At 38.5% G+C, this 15,984-nt stretch carries 18 protein-coding genes, 1 tRNA gene, 3 pseudogenes and 1 riboswitch; of the genes and pseudogenes, 14 read left to right on the top strand and 8 right to left on the bottom strand.

Annotation, left to right across the window (positions count from 1 at the left end):
* The first annotated feature begins 22 nt into the window (after positions 1 to 22).
* The 3 genes and pseudogenes from ACE1TI_RS11270 (at position 23) to ACE1TI_RS11260 (ending at position 3,333) form a co-directional block, all read left to right on the top strand.
* Entirely contained in the window at positions 23 to 481 is a 459-nt protein-coding gene (locus ACE1TI_RS11270; RefSeq protein WP_375007664.1) for a tripartite tricarboxylate transporter TctB family protein, read from the top strand.
* Positions 482 to 497: 16 nt separating this feature from the next.
* Positions 498 to 1,992: pseudogene (locus ACE1TI_RS11265) on the top strand (tripartite tricarboxylate transporter permease).
* A 153-nt stretch (positions 1,993 to 2,145) separates the two neighbouring features.
* A complete protein-coding gene (locus ACE1TI_RS11260) occupies positions 2,146 to 3,333 on the top strand; it encodes a cation:proton antiporter (RefSeq protein ID WP_375007663.1) in 1,188 nt (395 codons plus the stop codon).
* A 441-nt stretch (positions 3,334 to 3,774) separates the two neighbouring features.
* Here the strand turns inward: ACE1TI_RS11260 and ACE1TI_RS11255 are convergent, their stop codons facing one another.
* Entirely contained in the window at positions 3,775 to 4,191 is a 417-nt protein-coding gene (locus ACE1TI_RS11255; protein ID WP_375007662.1) for an organic hydroperoxide resistance protein, read from the bottom strand.
* 326 nt (positions 4,192 to 4,517) lie between these two features.
* Here ACE1TI_RS11255 and ACE1TI_RS11250 point away from each other — a divergent pair, with 326 nt between their 5' ends.
* On the top strand, positions 4,518 to 4,718 hold the full coding sequence (locus ACE1TI_RS11250; protein WP_091586007.1) for a cold-shock protein: 201 nt from the start codon (positions 4,518 to 4,520) through the stop codon (positions 4,716 to 4,718).
* A 1,374-nt stretch (positions 4,719 to 6,092) separates the two neighbouring features.
* On the opposite strand, the gene recQ is transcribed toward ACE1TI_RS11250, so the two are convergent.
* Positions 6,093 to 7,856: a DNA helicase RecQ gene (recQ, locus tag ACE1TI_RS11245; RefSeq protein ID WP_375007661.1), complete on the bottom strand. Its 1,764-nt coding sequence runs from the start codon at positions 7,854 to 7,856 to the stop codon at positions 6,093 to 6,095.
* 162 nt (positions 7,857 to 8,018) lie between these two features.
* Here recQ and ACE1TI_RS11240 point away from each other — a divergent pair, with 162 nt between their 5' ends.
* From ACE1TI_RS11240 to ACE1TI_RS11215, 6 genes and pseudogenes are all read left to right on the top strand, one after another.
* The gene (locus ACE1TI_RS11240) at positions 8,019 to 8,291 is read left to right on the top strand and encodes a hypothetical protein (protein WP_375007660.1); all 273 of its coding nucleotides are present in this window, start codon (positions 8,019 to 8,021) and stop codon (positions 8,289 to 8,291) included.
* A complete protein-coding gene (locus ACE1TI_RS11235) occupies positions 8,224 to 8,688 on the top strand; it encodes a PQQ-dependent sugar dehydrogenase (RefSeq protein ID WP_375007659.1) in 465 nt (154 codons plus the stop codon). Before ACE1TI_RS11240 ends, ACE1TI_RS11235 begins: the two co-directional genes overlap by 68 nt.
* Positions 8,639 to 8,824: a PQQ-dependent sugar dehydrogenase gene (locus ACE1TI_RS11230; RefSeq protein ID WP_375007688.1), complete on the top strand. Its 186-nt coding sequence runs from the start codon at positions 8,639 to 8,641 to the stop codon at positions 8,822 to 8,824. Before ACE1TI_RS11235 ends, ACE1TI_RS11230 begins: the two co-directional genes overlap by 50 nt.
* Positions 8,799 to 9,050 (top strand): helix-turn-helix domain-containing protein, encoded by a 252-nt coding sequence (locus ACE1TI_RS11225; RefSeq protein ID WP_375007687.1) that lies wholly within the window; start codon positions 8,799 to 8,801, stop codon positions 9,048 to 9,050. Before ACE1TI_RS11230 ends, ACE1TI_RS11225 begins: the two co-directional genes overlap by 26 nt.
* A 34-nt stretch (positions 9,051 to 9,084) precedes the next feature.
* A complete protein-coding gene (locus tag ACE1TI_RS11220) occupies positions 9,085 to 9,207 on the top strand; it encodes a hypothetical protein (RefSeq protein WP_375007658.1) in 123 nt (40 codons plus the stop codon).
* Positions 9,207 to 9,424 (top strand): annotated as a pseudogene (locus tag ACE1TI_RS11215) (transposase); the annotation flags it as partial. The gene ACE1TI_RS11220 and the pseudogene ACE1TI_RS11215, both read left to right, overlap by 1 nt.
* A 67-nt stretch (positions 9,425 to 9,491) precedes the next feature.
* On the opposite strand, the gene ACE1TI_RS11210 reads toward ACE1TI_RS11215, so the two are convergent.
* From ACE1TI_RS11210 to ACE1TI_RS11195, 4 genes are read right to left on the bottom strand one after another with little or no spacing between them, the layout of a single operon-like run.
* Entirely contained in the window at positions 9,492 to 10,061 is a 570-nt protein-coding gene (locus tag ACE1TI_RS11210) for a manganese catalase family protein (protein ID WP_375007657.1), read from the bottom strand.
* Between the two features lie 16 nt (positions 10,062 to 10,077).
* Complete coding sequence (locus tag ACE1TI_RS11205) at positions 10,078 to 10,344, bottom strand: spore coat protein CotJB (protein ID WP_375007656.1); 267 nt, start codon at positions 10,342 to 10,344, stop codon at positions 10,078 to 10,080.
* Positions 10,341 to 10,568, bottom strand: a complete 228-nt coding sequence (locus ACE1TI_RS11200) for a spore coat associated protein CotJA (RefSeq protein ID WP_375007655.1) — start codon at positions 10,566 to 10,568, stop codon at positions 10,341 to 10,343. The genes ACE1TI_RS11205 and ACE1TI_RS11200 overlap by 4 nt, the downstream gene beginning before the upstream one ends.
* A 53-nt stretch (positions 10,569 to 10,621) precedes the next feature.
* Complete coding sequence (locus ACE1TI_RS11195; RefSeq protein ID WP_375007654.1) at positions 10,622 to 11,266, bottom strand: hypothetical protein; 645 nt, start codon at positions 11,264 to 11,266, stop codon at positions 10,622 to 10,624.
* 123 nt (positions 11,267 to 11,389) lie between these two features.
* On the opposite strand from ACE1TI_RS11195, the gene ACE1TI_RS11190 reads away from it, so the two are divergent.
* Both ACE1TI_RS11190 and ACE1TI_RS11185 read left to right on the top strand, forming a co-directional pair.
* A tRNA-Leu gene (locus ACE1TI_RS11190) sits at positions 11,390 to 11,478 on the top strand.
* A 186-nt stretch (positions 11,479 to 11,664) separates the two neighbouring features.
* Entirely contained in the window at positions 11,665 to 12,381 is a 717-nt protein-coding gene (locus tag ACE1TI_RS11185; protein ID WP_375007653.1) for an NAD-dependent protein deacylase, read from the top strand.
* A 48-nt stretch (positions 12,382 to 12,429) separates the two neighbouring features.
* On the opposite strand, the gene ACE1TI_RS11180 is transcribed toward ACE1TI_RS11185, so the two are convergent.
* Together ACE1TI_RS11180 and ACE1TI_RS11175 are read right to left on the bottom strand one after the other, a co-directional pair.
* Positions 12,430 to 13,677, bottom strand: coding sequence for a YeeE/YedE family protein (locus tag ACE1TI_RS11180; protein WP_375007652.1), 1,248 nt, complete (start codon positions 13,675 to 13,677; stop codon positions 12,430 to 12,432).
* Positions 13,678 to 13,787: 110 nt separating this feature from the next.
* Positions 13,788 to 14,390 (bottom strand): DNA-3-methyladenine glycosylase, encoded by a 603-nt coding sequence (locus ACE1TI_RS11175; protein ID WP_375007651.1) that lies wholly within the window; start codon positions 14,388 to 14,390, stop codon positions 13,788 to 13,790.
* 80 nt (positions 14,391 to 14,470) lie between these two features.
* Positions 14,471 to 14,655: riboswitch (cobalamin riboswitch) on the top strand.
* 155 nt (positions 14,656 to 14,810) lie between these two features.
* Between ACE1TI_RS11175 and ACE1TI_RS11170 the strand changes: the two genes are divergently transcribed.
* Both ACE1TI_RS11170 and ACE1TI_RS11165 read left to right on the top strand, forming a co-directional pair.
* Entirely contained in the window at positions 14,811 to 14,984 is a 174-nt protein-coding gene (locus ACE1TI_RS11170; RefSeq protein WP_375007650.1) for a hypothetical protein, read from the top strand.
* Positions 14,971 to 15,969, top strand: a pseudogene (locus ACE1TI_RS11165) (hypothetical protein); the annotation flags it as partial. The gene ACE1TI_RS11170 and the pseudogene ACE1TI_RS11165, both read left to right, overlap by 14 nt.
* Between the last annotated feature and the right edge of the window lie 15 nt (positions 15,970 to 15,984).

Raw genomic sequence — 15,984 nt, 5'->3', positions numbered from 1 at the left:
GATCAAAGGAGGTTTAGGTGCCATGCTGAAGCCAACACACAGAAAAATCAGCCTCATTTTAATTTTACTTGCTATCTATTATCTGTATATGTCCTACCAGCTTCCAAGTTTTGCAAATACTGCCATCGATGCTTCGACTATGCCTAAAATTCTGGGGTTCAGTCTCATTATTTTAAGTATCTTTTTATTTCTTACGCCTGATAAAGAAACAAAAGAGGAAAAAGAAAAGCGTCACATTCCAAAAGCCGATTTAGTCAAAATTGGTGGAGTTATTCTAATGATTCTTGCTTATATATTCTTCTTAGAACGTTTAGGATTTATTGTCGTATCTTTTCTATTTATATTCTTGTGTTCATTTTTCCTCGGTTATACCAGACATAGCATTAATTTAGTAGTTTCCATACTTTTTCCTGTCCTGTTGTACAGTACTTTCACAATGCTGCTCGGAATCAGCTTACCATCAGGAATTATTCCGTTTTAGAAAAGGAGGATTTCAAATGGGTTCTATAGAGGGAATATTAAGCGGTGTTCAATTAGCTTTCAGTATAGAAGGTATTGTATTTGTATTTCTTGGAGTTCTTGCTGGTACGTTAATTGGAATGATGCCGGGTCTTGGCCCTATTAGTGCAATTGCAATCATGATTCCATTAACCTATAACATGGATCCAACTGTCGCTTTAGTTTTAATGGCCGGGGTTTACTACGGCGCTGTGTTTGGAGGCTCAACCTCTTCTATTCTTTTAAATGCACCTGGAATTTCCGGAACAGTTGCCACTTCTTTTGACGGCTATCCAATGGCTCAAAGGGGTGAAGCTGGAAAGGCGCTTGCTATTGCTGCTATTGCATCGTTTTTCGGAGGAACAGTCAGTGTTATATTGCTAATGCTTTTTGCCCCTGTATTATCAAGTGTCGCTATTGTATTTGGCCCGCCCGAATATTTCGCGTTGATGGTGCTCGGCTTAACTGCCATTTCCAGCTTGTCAGACGGATCAACGATTAAGGCATTAATCTCTGCTGTCCTAGGTATTATGGCTGTTACCATCGGTATTGACAGCCAAACAGGAACTACTCGTTTTACATTTGATAATCCAAATTTGCTTGAAGGGATTGATTTCTTAGTTGTTGCTCTTGGATTGTTTGCACTTGCAGAAGTTTGTGCTTTAATCATCAATCGCAATAAAACATCGAAAAACCAGAAGTCTCTTGGTAGTTTAAAACTATCAAGAAACGATATAAAAGATATGAGCAGACCTATGGGACGGCAATCCATATTAGGATTTATCCTCGGTGTTCTTCCAGGAGCGGGTGCAACTATTGCTTCTTTTATAGGCTATATTACAGAGAAGAGATTAGCTAAAAAGCCAGAAGAATTTGGAAAAGGAGCCGTACGAGGCGTAGCCGCTCCAGAAACCGCTAATAATGCAGCAACGAGCGGTGCGTTTGTTCCTTTATTAAGTCTTGGTATTCCTGGCTCTGGAACTACCGCTGTTTTACTTGGAGCTTTGTTAGTGTTAGATATTCAGCCTGGTCCTTTGTTGATGAGTGAACAGCCTCAGCTGTTCTGGGGAGTTATCGTAAGTATGTACATCGGAAATTTGTTTTTGTTAATTTTAAACCTGCCATTAATTCCGTACATTGCTAAAATACTTGCTATCCCTCGCCCCCCTTTTAATCTCACTTGTCATAATGTTTAGTATGATCGGTGTGTATTCGATTAGCTTTAACACATTTGATCTTTATCTTTTATTAATTTTCGGGGTGATTGGTTATTTAATGCGTATGTTTAAATTCCCAGCTGCTCCGTTTATTTTAGCCTTTATTCTTGGCGGTATGATGGAAGAATCCTTTAGACAAGCGATGACAATGTCTAATAACGATCTTAGTATTTTTATCAGCAAACCAATTGCACTTGGCATGCTTATTGCTGCCTTCTTATCCTTTACTGTTCCTATCTGGCAAGGATATCGTAATAAGAGGAAAAAAGCCGTATAACAATTTAAGAGCGGCGTCTGACCTTTTTGGACAGACGCCGCTCTATTTTTTTAGGAAGCACCTTCTCTAAAGTAGTTTCTCTCTTATACAGAGATGTTTTATTTCCTTTTATTCAGGATATTATTTAGATAGTTAAAAGAAAGGGTGGCAGTCATGGACCCGAACAAATTGTTGTTAATTGCTGTGATTGGATTTTTCGTTTTTTCTCTTGATAAAGATCAAAAAAAGTTCCCTGCACCTATCATATTAATCGTTACAGGAATAATCTTAACTTTCTTTCCCTTTTTTTCTAATATTGAACTGACAAGATCATTTATTTTTGATTGGATATTGCCTGCTTTATTATTTATATCGGCTTACCAATTTCCTCTTGATCAATTAAGAAAAAAAGTTGGATTAATCACAACGCTTGGTACTGTCGGTATTTTTCTTTCCGCTATTTTTCTTGGCTTCGCGTTATATTTTGCCGGCCAGCCTCTTGTAGGTATATCTCTTGCAGGGGCTATGGTAATTGCTTCATTATTAATACCTACTGACCCTGTTACAGTAGTTTCCATACTAAATAAGAGTGAAGACAAACATCATCTTGCTGAAGCGGTGGAGGGCGAATCATTAATAAATGACGGTACAAGTATCGTCATTTTTAGTCTGTTTACCGGTTATTATTTCGGTGAAAAATCTCTTCATTTTAGTTTATTTACCTGGGAATTTATTTATACCGCTGCGGGCGGAATACTGGCAGGATTTGTTATAGGCTGGAGTGTTTCAAAAGGGATACACCGGGTTGACTATCATGCTTATCAAGTCTGGCTCAGCCTACTGCTTGCCTATGGAAGCTTTTATATAGGGGAAGCGTTAGGAGTATCGGGAGTACTAGCAACTGTTATCAGCGGCCTCCTTTTGTCAAAAGAGCTATCAGGCAATAAAAAAGAAAAAGAATTACGCAGAGATTTAAAAAGCTTTTGGGGTACAATTGAACCTGTATTATTATCAGTTATTTTTATAATGATTGGAATCGAAAGCTTAGATTTTGTGACGTCAGACGGCCTTCTTTTCACCGTCATTGGATTTGTATTATCAATTATTGTACGGGCAGGAATTCTCTTTCCCATTATAAAAATTATACCTCGATGGAGACGAAATTACACGAATGGAGACATTTTGCTGTTAACATGGGGCGGAATTAAAGGAACAATGTCTTTGGCCTTATTATTAGGGATAACAGACCAATCCGGAGGACAAGATAATGGATTGCTGTCATGGGCATTTATGATGATTATGCTTTCTCTTTTAATTCAAAGTTTAACATTTTACCCATTAAAGAAAAAATTAGGAGATTAAAAGAAGATGTTTTAAACGCCCCTGCATGGTAAACAGCCGGTCGTGAAAATAAATGATGACCGGCTGATTTGCTTCTCCTTTTTCTGTATAGACGGTGTTATTGCGCTTATTCAGAAAGTTGGCAGCGGTGCTCGAGGGGAATCTTCTTCGAGCAGGGCTGAACTTCAAAATCCACGCTTAGTTACCGTTTCGACTCGCTTTCTCCTGATCTGGTCTTCAAATCCTCTCCTTGACTACCGTTCCTCCTGGCTCTCTCTTACTACGGGTTCCAAGAGCCTTTCTTGGTTACCGCTTCATCTTTCTTTTTCATGTATCGGGTTTCAAGATCCTTGCTTGGCGAAAGAGGGACAGGATATAATAGTCCTGCAAATGCTATAAAAAAAGATAGGGCGGTAAAAGTAACAAGGGCTGTCCCTTACTTCCGAGACAACCCCCTTTTCTTTATTTTGTTTTTGTATTAATAGTTACTTCAATGTTTCCACGTGTAGCTTTAGAGTAGGGACAAAACTGGTGAGCAGCTGTTGTCAGCTCTTCTGCCTCTTCTTGAGTCACTCCATTGACTTCTGCTTCTAACTCTACAGCAATTTTAAACCCATCATCTTCTTGATCTTTTAATAAGCTTACTGCTCCATTTACCTTAGAATCAATGTCTTTATTTTGATTTTTCGCTACTAGATTCAATGCGCCGTCAAAACAAGCTGCATATCCTGCTGCAAATAATTGTTCTGGGTTCGTTCCTTTTTCTGAAGAATTCATACCCGGCATGACGAGATTTAAATCAATCAGCCCGTCATCTGATTTTACATGTCCTTCTCTTCCGCCTTTTGCAGAAGCATACGAGGTAAACATTGGTTCCATTTTTTCACCTTGCCTTTTCAATAAAATTTTTAATCTAATTATATCGATGTATAATAATGGTATTCCTCCAATTATCTTAGTAATAAACCTTATATTATCTACTTATACGTTAATTTTGTTTAAAACCTCGTTACACTGCTCTTTAGCAGCCAATAAAAATTTCCCAATAAAAAACAAATTTTTATCTCTATAAAAGTTGCAATCATTTTTGGAACATGATAAGATGTAATTGCTATTTTGTAACCTAGGATCATGATTCACATGATCATAGTGTTTAGCAAGATAAGTAATTTATTTCGTGCGGAAGTCGCACACAGGAGGATCACATGGAACAAGGAACAGTTAAATGGTTTAATGCAGAAAAAGGCTTTGGATTTATTGAGCGTGAAGGAGCAGACGATGTATTTGTTCACTTCTCTGCAATTCAAGAAGAAGGATTCAAAACACTAGAAGAAGGCCAGCAAGTTAACTTCGAGATCGTTGAAGGCGACCGTGGCCCACAAGCTGCAAACGTAACTAAACAGTAATGTTAAACCAATAACCAAAGAACTCTCTGCGGAGAGTTCTTTTTAGTTTCAGAGAACATTAGTAAAACTCGGCTTTAACGGAAACCGCCGAAAGATGGCTAGCTCTGTGGCAATGGTGGCATTAGTAAATCCTGCACGTAGAAAACCGTAGTTTTGCTTATACTTTTTACGAATAAAAGTTTTATACTTTTCTTAACAGTGAAAAAGAGACCCCCATATCCTGGCGGGTCCGTTTTACGATTCATTTTTATAAAAGATTTCTGAATAACTTATAAAAGCTTGCGCAATTCAATCGATTGAAAAATCATTAAGCTAAATGCTGCAAAAAAAGTCTGCCTGCTATAATAAACCGAAAAACATGAAGCGCTGAATTTACAACCCTTCCTTATATTAAACATCATACTCTTCTTAGGCTTTTCTGAAAAGATTGTTCTTCCAGTATTACTATAAATTCTTCTGATTTGATCCTTCCCATGTTTGTGATACCGATTCTCTTGTATCCCCACCTCACTAACATATTTGAATTTCCTCCCGCTTCAATATATCATTCTTAATTTTACCATTTTTCCTTAAACATAAGTTCAATTTTCCTAGGATTAAAAAACAAAAACCGTCATAATAATTATCTTGATTCATATAATGAAAAGGTTAAAAAAAGACGCATTTAAACATAATGAAAAGAAAACAGGAGTGGTAGATGGTATGCAGGTGAAAAACTTTCTTTTGCCCACTGATAAAGTAGTCACATTAGACGTTCACTACACTATCATGGAAGCATTAAAAATATTTAAAGTGTCTGGTTATCGATGTTTACCAGTTATTAAAACAATTCGTTTGTAGGAAATGTGTATAAATCTGATCTTTATGAAGCTTTAACAGAAGGAACACATACAAACAAAGATCCTATTCTTGATTTTATTAGAGATGAAACAGAAGTACTAACTCTCTACACTTCCATTTCACAAAGCGTTCTTTAAAATTCAACGTCTGCCCTATCTTGTCGTAAAAGATAAAAATAACCATTTTGCTGGTATACTGACCCATGCAAATATTATGAATTTGTTAGCTGATTCATGGGGCACCGAGCAAGGGAGAATATACCCTTATTATTACCTCCCATGACTATAACGGTGCTTTAAAAAGATTGATAGAATGCATCAACAAATATTGCAGCATCCGCAGTCTGCTTACGCTAGATTCACATACACAATTTTTACGAAGAGTGATTGTTACCTTACCAAAAGAGATTACACCTCAAGCTTTTTCTCATATTCAAAAAGATATAGAAAAAAGAGGTTTTCGCGTTATCCATACAGAAAGCACTATCGAATAAGAACACCCCGCCTTTTTGCAACAATCTTTAACGTAATTTCTTTATTTATAACGCTTCACTATTTCTAAAAATGTTTTCCCATATGATTCTAGTTTTTGTTTTCCTACCCCTTTTATCTGAAGCATTTGTGACTCATCGGCTGGAAGATAGGCGCATATATCCATTAATGTACGATCAGAAAATACCATATAAGGTGCTATACCCTGCTGTTTAGCAATAGCCACTCGTTCTTTTCTCATTTCCTCGAATAATGGATCTTCTTTAGAGACGTGCTGCGCACTTAACGTTTCTTTTTTCATAACTTTTTGGTTTCCTTTAAGGACATCTAGTGAACGCTGTGTCAGCTTAAGAATTGGATAAGCTCCTTCCATTAACTGAAGATATTGATGAGCAATTAAAAAATCAATAAACTCATTTACGTCTTTTTGTGATTGATTTTTTAATAAACCATATGTTGATAAGGTGTGCAATTTTAGTTGACGGAGCTTTTGATTGGATGAACCGGTTAGAACTTGAGCTACCATTGTTTTTCCATATCTTTCCCTCATTCGTTTCACACAGGAAAAAACCATTTGAGCTTCAGTCGTTACATCTTTTAATGAACGATTATCGGTGCAATGAAGACACTTCCCGCAACTCTCCTGCGGTTTTTCTCCAAAATAACTCAAAATATAGTTTTGCAGGCAATCTTCGGTGTGACAGTAGTTGACCATTTGTCTTAATTTATTGAATTCCATTTCTTTACGAGATTCTTCTAAGCGAGATTGCTCAATTAAATATTGATGAGTATGAATGTCTTTTGGTGAAAACAACAAAATGCAGTCACTGGCTGCTCCATCTCTACCAGCCCTTCCAGCCTCCTGGTAATAAGCTTCAATATTTCTTGGCATCTGTGCATGCAGCACATAGCGGACGTTTGATTTGTTAATTCCCATTCCAAAAGCTGTGGTTGCCACCATCACACTGGACTCGTCATAAACGAAGCGTTCCTGGCCGGCTTCTCTTTGCGCTGCAGTCATTCCTCCATGGTATTTTTCTGCTTTTATATTTTCGTTTTCTAACTTATGGTGAAGCCGTTCTACTTCTTTTCTTGTTGCTGCGTAAACAATACCTGACTGGTCAGGGTGTTTTTTGATGTAATCGATGAGGTAACTGTCACGATCCTGCCCTTTTATAACAGATAAGATTAAATTCTCTCTTTTGAAACCGGTATGAATAATATTGTTCTCAGGTATAGAAAGAGCTCTATTGATATCTGATGAAACCTGTGGAGTTGCTGTAGCTGTAAGAGCAAGCACCGAAATGTGCCTACCGGCAAACTCTAAAAAACGCGGTATAGTGAGATAACTTGGACGAAAATCGTGTCCCCATTGAGAAAGACAGTGTGCTTCATCAATTGCGATAAGAGAGATAGGAACTTTTTTTATTTGGTTTAAAAAAGCTTGATGTTCTAACCTTTCCGGTGCTAAATAAAGTAAGCGGTACTTTCCGTTCTGCAGTTCATTCATGCATTGCTCTGTTTCTTTATAAGTTAAAGAACTATTTATGTAAGTTGCAGAAATCCCGGCCTCGTTGACCTCATCAACCTGATCTTTCATTAAAGAAATCAGAGGGGAAATAACTACCGTTAATCCATCTAACAAAAGAGACGGAATTTGATAACATATCGACTTTCCACCTCCTGTTGGCATCACACCTAAAACGCGCTGCTGTTCGGTAACTTTTTCTATAATTTTTTTTTGTCCAGGACGAAATCGGTCATATCCAAAGTATTCTTTCAAATGTTTTTCCGCTTCTGCTATCATGAACTTCCTCCTGATATAATACGATCCCTAAAAATCTGATATATATTATAACCCTGTTCTAATAGAGAAAAAAGTAAAAAATTTGCAATATTGATTAAGTCAGTTGATTTTAGGGAATATATTAGTTATCAATTAACTTAGAACAGTGGAAGGGGGGCATCCATGGGAAGTTATATGTTGAGAAGAGGTTTTTTTCTCGTAACATTGTCTGGTCTTATTATGGGCTGTACTTTTGAAGATGACTCTTCCAACCAAAAGGAAGAAAGTGAATCTCCTCCTCGGAATTCAGACAACGCTACTAGAGAAGCTGAGGTAGATGAAAATGAAGATTTTCAAGTTGAAACAATCGCCGTAAACCTTAAGTACCTTGGGCTATTCAGCCTTATGGGGATGGTTTTTCGTAACGGAAAGGGAAGGAAATATTGCATTTATTGAAAAGGATGGAAAGGTTAACCGACAGCAAATAGAGCTTGAAAAAGAGACAGCCAGTGAAGGAGAAGGCAGACTTCTCGGTTTTGCCCTCGATGAAGATTTTGATGACAACCAAAAAGCTTATGTTTATCATAATCGTGATAATAATAATCTTTTTAACCGGATCGTGAAGATCAAAAAAGAAGACAACAGCTGGATAGAACAAGAGGTTCTTTTAGAGGAGATACCAGGTGCTGAAATCCATAATGGGGGCCGTTTGAAAATCGGTCCAGAGGAATGCTTTATGCGACAGCAGGTGACGCAAATAGAGAAGAAAACACGCACAGCAGCCGGAAAACCTTGCCGGAAGCATCCTTCGTTTAGAACTCGACTGCAGCATTCCAGAAGACAATCCAATTGAGGATTCTTATGTTATTCTTACGGCCCAGGGATTGATATGGGATGATAACGAAAATTTATATAGCTCAGAACATGGTCCATCTGGTCTTGATGAAAAAAATGCTATAGAACCTGGACAAAGGTCGTTCTTCCATTAAAGAAATCATAGAACACTATCAGATTAGCTTATCCACCTTCAAAGATTGGAGAAGAAAATATAATCACCTTGGCCTCGAAGCCTTACAATCTTCCAAAAGCTGGATCCCCTTATTCGAAAGAAGCAAAATCACAGGCTCTCTCAGGGAAGTATTCTCTGGCGGAGGTTACCATTCGTTTCGGGATATCCAGTCAGTCGGTTTTGCGAAAGTGGATAAAGCAGTATAATGGTTAAAAAGAGATGAAAACCACGGGGAAAAGAGTGAATCGTCCAATGACCAAAGGAAGAACAACCAAATTAGAAGAACGAGTTTTTATAGCTAGAGATTGTATAGAGAATAAGAAGGACTACAAACGATTGCTGGAAGACAAGAAGCAGAAATAAAGCCTAGTATGTCTCGGGTAGGGAAATGCATTGATAATGGACCGATGGAATCTTTTTGGGGCACTCTAAAGTGTGAGAAGTATTATTTACATAAGTTTCATACATTTGATGAGCTGAAACAAGCTATTGTGACTACATGCACTTTTATAATTACGAACGATTACAAAAACGATTAAACGGCCTTACCCCTATGGAATACAGGGATAAAGCCGCTTAGATTCTTTTTATTATTTTTATTGTCTACTTGACGGGGTGCAGTTCATTTATTTGTCTGCTTTTTTTCATTAGAAAAATTTCTTTTTATCTCTTTCTTCTTTTAATATTTCAACTGCTTCCCGAAAGCGCTGTGAATGAACAACCTCTCGTTCTCTTAAAAATTTCAAACCGTCATTTAAGTCGGGATCATCTGACATGTCAATAATCCATTGATATGTTGCACGTGCTTTTTCTTCTGCCGCGATATCCTCATATAAATCCGCTATCGGATCCCCTTTTGCCTGGATATAAGCAGCGGTCCACGGCACTCCGGATGCATTGTGATAATAAAGAGCATTATCATGGTTTGCATAGTGATCACCAAGTCCCGCTGCTTTCATTTGGTCCGGGGTAGCATCTTTTGTCAGTTTATATACCATTGTTGCAATCATTTCTAAATGAGCCAATTCTTCTGTTCCAATATCAGTAAGTAAACCAATCACTTCATCTGGTATAGAATAACGCTGATTTAAATAACGAAGAGCAGCAGAAAGTTCTCCATCCGCTCCGCCATACTGCTCAATTAAAAATCTGGCCAGCATAGGATTACATGTACTCACTCGAACTGGATACTCCAGTTTCTTTTCATAAATCCACATAAGCAGCCTCCCCCTTCTATAGTTGCCACGGCCATGGTGATTGGTTCCAGTTCCAAGGAAAACCACTATAACTGTTTCCGAATTGCTGAAGCGGTCCGTAGTATTGTTCGATTTGCGGCACCAGCTGATGACGGTAATACGCCATCTCGTTAAATTGCTGAATAGCAGCTGTGTCATTTGGATGTGTATCCAAATATAAAGTCAGCTCGACTAATACAAAATCAACGGCCTGCAGTTCCTCCATTAATGGATAGAATTCTTTTGGAAGCTGCTTTTGGCTCATGTTTCATCCCCCCGGGTATAAGATTTTTCATACGGAGAAAATAATACAGGCCAAAGCGTCCCACAAAATAAAGCCTGCTGGGGATTATACTGCGGGAGGCCGGGCGGTTGAAAGCCCAAATAAAGTTCAGGGGGTGTTTCATATGACTTTACCCTGATGGGCGGACAAGGATCAAACGGACTAACATAAGGGTAGTAAAACTTTCGCTGAGTAAATTCTTTCATGCTGATACCTGCCTTTATCCGTTTTACCTCATCCTATGAGTCTTCTTTACTTTTTAGAATGTTTTTTCCAATTTTTTAAAAACGCTTGAATATATTTTAACATCAAAAATGGTACTGATTACTAGGCCGTAAAGCACTACTCCCAATATACTAAGAAGCACTAAGACAATGTTCCCCACCATCGTTGACGGTTCAAAATTAGACCTGCCAAAGAAAATGAAAGAAAGCAGGCCGCTCCAAAATGCTTCTATAAAGCTATTTATTTCTGGTTCTAAATAATAAAGAGGAATAATGACTATAAACAGCATTAGAAAAGATAAAGATATAATAAGAGATATATTCTGCTGTTTTAAAAATCGAATAAACGGCATGGTGTAATACTTTGTTATGGTTTTCAGCCGCAGTAAATGAAGGATCCTGGCTGCTCTTGCCATTTGAAAAAGGGCATCAAGCGGTATAACCGCAATAACGATAAATGGATTGGATTTTATAAACTCCCATTTGTTCCTGCTCGTAAACAGCCTATATAAAAAATCGAGGAAAAATACTCCCCATGTCCCCCAAATCAGGTAGCTGTCAACCCCTGTGTCATACCATAAAGTACCCACAGAGGTAGCAGCTAAAAGAATCATAATAATTTCATAGGTAATGTCTATCTTCGATCGATCCCCGCTTGTTGATGTCATAGGTATGTACACTACTTTCTCTCTTATTTTCAATGCTGAGTTCATTTTACCAATTTGTATTATGAAATTTTTAGTTAAATTTCAGGAAATACCCTTGAACTTTCCTCCTTTTCATTTTATAATATAATTTGTCTTGCGGTTGTGGCGGAACTGGCAGACGCGCACGGTTCAGGTCCGTGTGGGCATTATCGCCCTTGGAGGTTCGAATCCTCTCAACCGCACCAAACTTTCTCCCTTTTATTCCTTTAAATATTATAATTTATATATAACAACGCTGTTATAAGCAGCGTTGTTTTTTTAATCAGTAGGATTCGGTATGGAAATTTATGATTCAACAAACAATTATTTGGGAAGACAGTTGGGAAGGCAATATCAGCCTTCCTAGTCAGAGGGCAGTTTGAGGTGATAAGGTGGAAAAACTTGCGGATTGGATGAAAAATGCGAACTACACTATTGTTATGACAGGTGCTGGAATGTCCACTGAAAGCGGGTTACCTGACTTTCGATCTAACAAAGGCATATGGAAAGATCGCGATCCTATCGCTTTAGCTAGCACCGAAGCATTGGAATATAACCGGGAAGCATTCTTTTCTTTTTACCAATCAAGAATAAAGGCTCTAGAGGAAGTAAAACCCAATAGCGGGCATTATAGACTTGCAGATTGGGAACAACGCGGAATCCTGAAAAGTCTTATTACTCAAAATGTTGACGGCCTTCATTCTAAAGCCGGCAGCAGAAATACGGCAGAGCTTCATGGATCTATTGCTGAGCTTCGCTGTCATGATTGCGGTTACCAAATACCTAGCGAGGCCTACTTGGAAAATAATACAACTTGCCCCAAGTGCAGTGGGTTTTTTCGTCCGAATGTTGTTCTATTTGGAGAAATGCTGCCAGAGAATGCATTATTGTTTGCTCAGCAGGAAACAGCCAAGGCCGACTTATTTATTGTGCTGGGTTCAAGTTTATCAGTAGCACCAGCTTCAGCTTTTCCAGCTGAAGCAAAAGAAAACGGAGCAAAGCTTGTTATCATTAATAAAACTACTACCGAACTAGATGATTACGCCGATTTAGTCATTCAAGAAAGAAGCATAGGTGATGTTTTAAATGAAACAAACAAATTATTATAAAAAAACAGCCTGAGGGCAAGTTCAAGTGACCCTCAGGCTGTTTTTATATTAACAGAACGAGTCTTTAGATTTTGGGACGGATAAGCCGAATAGCGGCCGTAAGAACAGAGCTAAAAATGTTCCAGCCAGAGCAAGAACGCCCCAGATATAACCATGCAAGCTAAAGGAGGCAATTCCTCCAAAGTAAGCACCAATATTACAACCAAATGCCAGACGGGCTCCATATCCCATCATTAATCCGCCAATGACAGAGGCTGCTGCGTTTTTGCCAGTAATGTTGTTAAAACGGAAAAGACCTCCAGCTGCAGAAGCAAGAAATGCTCCTAAAATAACACCGAAGTTCAGTACTGTTGTAGAATCAGCAAAAATAGAAGCTTGCAGCTGGTCTGCATTAGCCTGCCAATATCCCCAGCTTGATACATCAATGCCAACAGCTTCAGCAGCTTTTGATCCCCAAAGAGCAAATGCGGACGTAATTCCCCACGGCTGCCCGCGAGTCATTAAAGTCAAAGCATTTAAAACTGCGAGCACGATGGCAGCAGTAAATAATGGCCATGATCCTCTAAAAATCCGTTTCCATCCCTTAGCTGAAGGTAAAGCTGCCATTTTTGGCGGGTTCTTTTTCTTTTCAATCCGAAGTGTAACAAGAATAATGCCCCCGAAAAATATAATAGAAACAAACCAGGCTCCAAAATATCCAAGTCCTGTAGACGTCGCTATTGAAACCGGCTCAAAGGCTGGCAGATCATTCGTCCAAAAATCAAAATGATAAGCTCCAATAGTGGCACCTATAATAAAGAAGAGCAAAGTAATAAACATTACGGAGCGTCCGCCGCCGACAGCATACAGTGTTCCCGAAGCACAGCCGCCTCCAAGCTGCATGCCAATTCCAAACATAAACGCACCAACTATAAGACTAATTCCTACTGGAGAAACATAGCCTTCAGCCGTTCCTCCAAAGAAAGTGAAACCAGTCGCTAAAATAGGTGCAAATAATGTTACGGCAACAGCAAGCATTATCATATGCGACCGCAGAGCCTGCCCGTTGCCTACTGACATCAATCGTCTAAAAGCAGAAGTAAAACCAAAGCGTGCATGGAACAAAGTGTATCCTAATAAAAGGCCTATAATAAGCAGTATTGGCTGCACGATATCCTGTGTTATTGACAAAAAAATAAACAGTATCGCTGCAGCAATTAATCCTCCAATTACAAGCGGCATTTGCGCCTGCTTTAAAGAGCTGCTGCTTTTTTCGGGCCCTTTTTGTTCTGAAACAGGCTGAACATGGGCTTGCATAATATATTCACCTCATAGCTTATCGTTTTAGTAGGGATTCTACTTTTTATTAGGATACATGGGGCTTTTTTAATTGTCAAAGGAGATGTTTGGAATTAAGAGTAAAAAGCTTATTTTGATACAAACGGATTACCAGTTTCCCAAAATCTCCATGGATAATCTTTGGCTTCTCCTGAATTATCGATTCCTATACGAGGGCCGCTCGTAATTGATGATGGAGCTTGGCCTTCTGCTATATATAAAGGCTTTTCATAAAAGCGCCTGCCATAATCAGCTTTTATAATTCCAAGTGCTTTTGTTAGTTTTCCTGGACCATTTGTTAAATCTTTTTCTTTTTTATTTCCCCTCCGCTCATACATGAGCTCGATACCTTCTACTGGTGCTACTGCTCTAATCAATACAGCTTGGGGCATACCGGGTTTTTCACATACAACATTAACTAAACAATGGGTATGCATCTCATACGTGTACACATGACCAGGCGCACCAAACATCACCTCTGTTCGTTTTGTCCTTCTATTTCCATAACTGTGCGCGGCCCTGTCATCGGGTCCCATGTAAGCTTCGGTTTCAACAATTCGTCCTGCCGCTAATCCTCTTTCTGTTTCTTTGACTAATATTTGGCCAAGAAGACTTTTTGCCATTTCTAGGGTTGGCTGATTAAAAAAGGCAGCATCTATCGGTTCAAAAGACACATTTTTCACCTCATACATATGGTTTAACTTTTCCTCTTAATATTTAAACATACTTGACAGTAACCCGTAACAAGATATATAGTTTTTCTACAAAATAAAGCCATATAACGGAAACAGGTATCTTAGAAATTTCTAAGATTTAAAAGGGAAGTCCGGTGAAAGTCCGGTGCGGTCCCGCCACTGTAACAGAGGAGTCATAGTAACCAGCCACTGACAAAGTTCGGGAAGGCTATTATGGCAAAGATACTGAAGCCAGGAGACCTGCCTGATTTAACAGCACCGTTTAACCTACGGGAGATAGGGAGGTGTTCCTGCGTTATATTATTTACAACCAGGGTATTTTTACTTGCGTTCTCCCATCTACGCATCGTAAAAAATACCCTTTTTTTAATCTTATTTCAAGCAGACTTTTGAGGTGGAAGCAGTGATGGGAATTACATGGACAGAGAAAACAGAGAGTGGAAAAAACTATTAGAGCGTTTATGGAATAATGAACTAGATGAAAAAACATTTTTAAAAGAAATAAAAAATCTTCGTTTAAATTATTTAAAAAAACAAAAAGCCAAAGGCATTCAAAGCATACCAGTAGGCGAATTCACCTTTATACGTTAAAGTCCTTCAAGAGTTGGAAGAGGCAGGAGCAGCTTGGGTGCAAATCGATGAGCCTTCTTTAAATGCATCATTTCCTATTGAAGATTATTCCTTTGTTCAAAAGGTTTATGAAACATTTCAACGAGAAGTGCCTAATATTTCTATTATGCTTCAAACCTATTTCGAAGCTGCGGATCATTACGGCCTTGATTTTGTTCACGGCTGGGAGAAAAATATACACGCACTGAAAACGGAAGGATTCCCTTCAAATAAATCTCTGGGACGGTTTGATTGATGGCCGAAATGTATGGTGTGCAGATTTACAAAAAAATATAGTTAAAGAATCACGATACGCTCAATCCTTAACAGAAAGCCGGTAAAAGGGATGCTGACCGGCCCAGTTACTATTCTAAATTGGTCTTTTGAAAGAAATGATATTCCACGTCAAGAAGCAGCTTATCAATTTTCCTTAGCTTTAAGTTATGAAATAAAAGCCCTCGAATCTGCAGGCATAGAAATGATTCAAGTTGATGAACCTGCTTTAAGGGAAGGATTGCCTTTGAAACAAGAGGAATGGGACCGATACTTGGATTGGGCCGTCCATGCTTTTCGTCTGGCAACATCTGGTGTGAAGCCTTCTATACAAATCCACACCCATATGTGCTACAGCGAGTTTCATGACATGATTGAGGCCATTAGAGCCCTTGATGCTGACGTCATATCTATTGAAACATCAAGAAGTCATGGAGAGTTGATAGAAGCCTTTGAAACCGCGGTTTACGAAAAAGAAATTGGTCTAGGTGTATACGATATTCATAGTCCTAGAATTCCATCTGTAGAAAGAAATGATTGAACGGTCCTTACGGGTTCTGCCTGCTTCTTTATTCTGGATCAATCCAGATTGCGGTTTAAAAACAAGAAACAAAGAAGAAACAGTGAAATCATTAAAAATATGGTACAAGCAGCAAAAGAAATTCGAGAATCCAGCAAACTGCAAATAAAGTAAATTATTTTTTACTGC

It is taken from the genome of Alteribacillus sp. JSM 102045, assembly GCF_041949975.1.
GTDB lineage: Bacteria > Bacillota > Bacilli > Bacillales > Marinococcaceae > Alteribacillus.
This window is presented reverse-complemented; position numbering and strand designations above follow the sequence as displayed.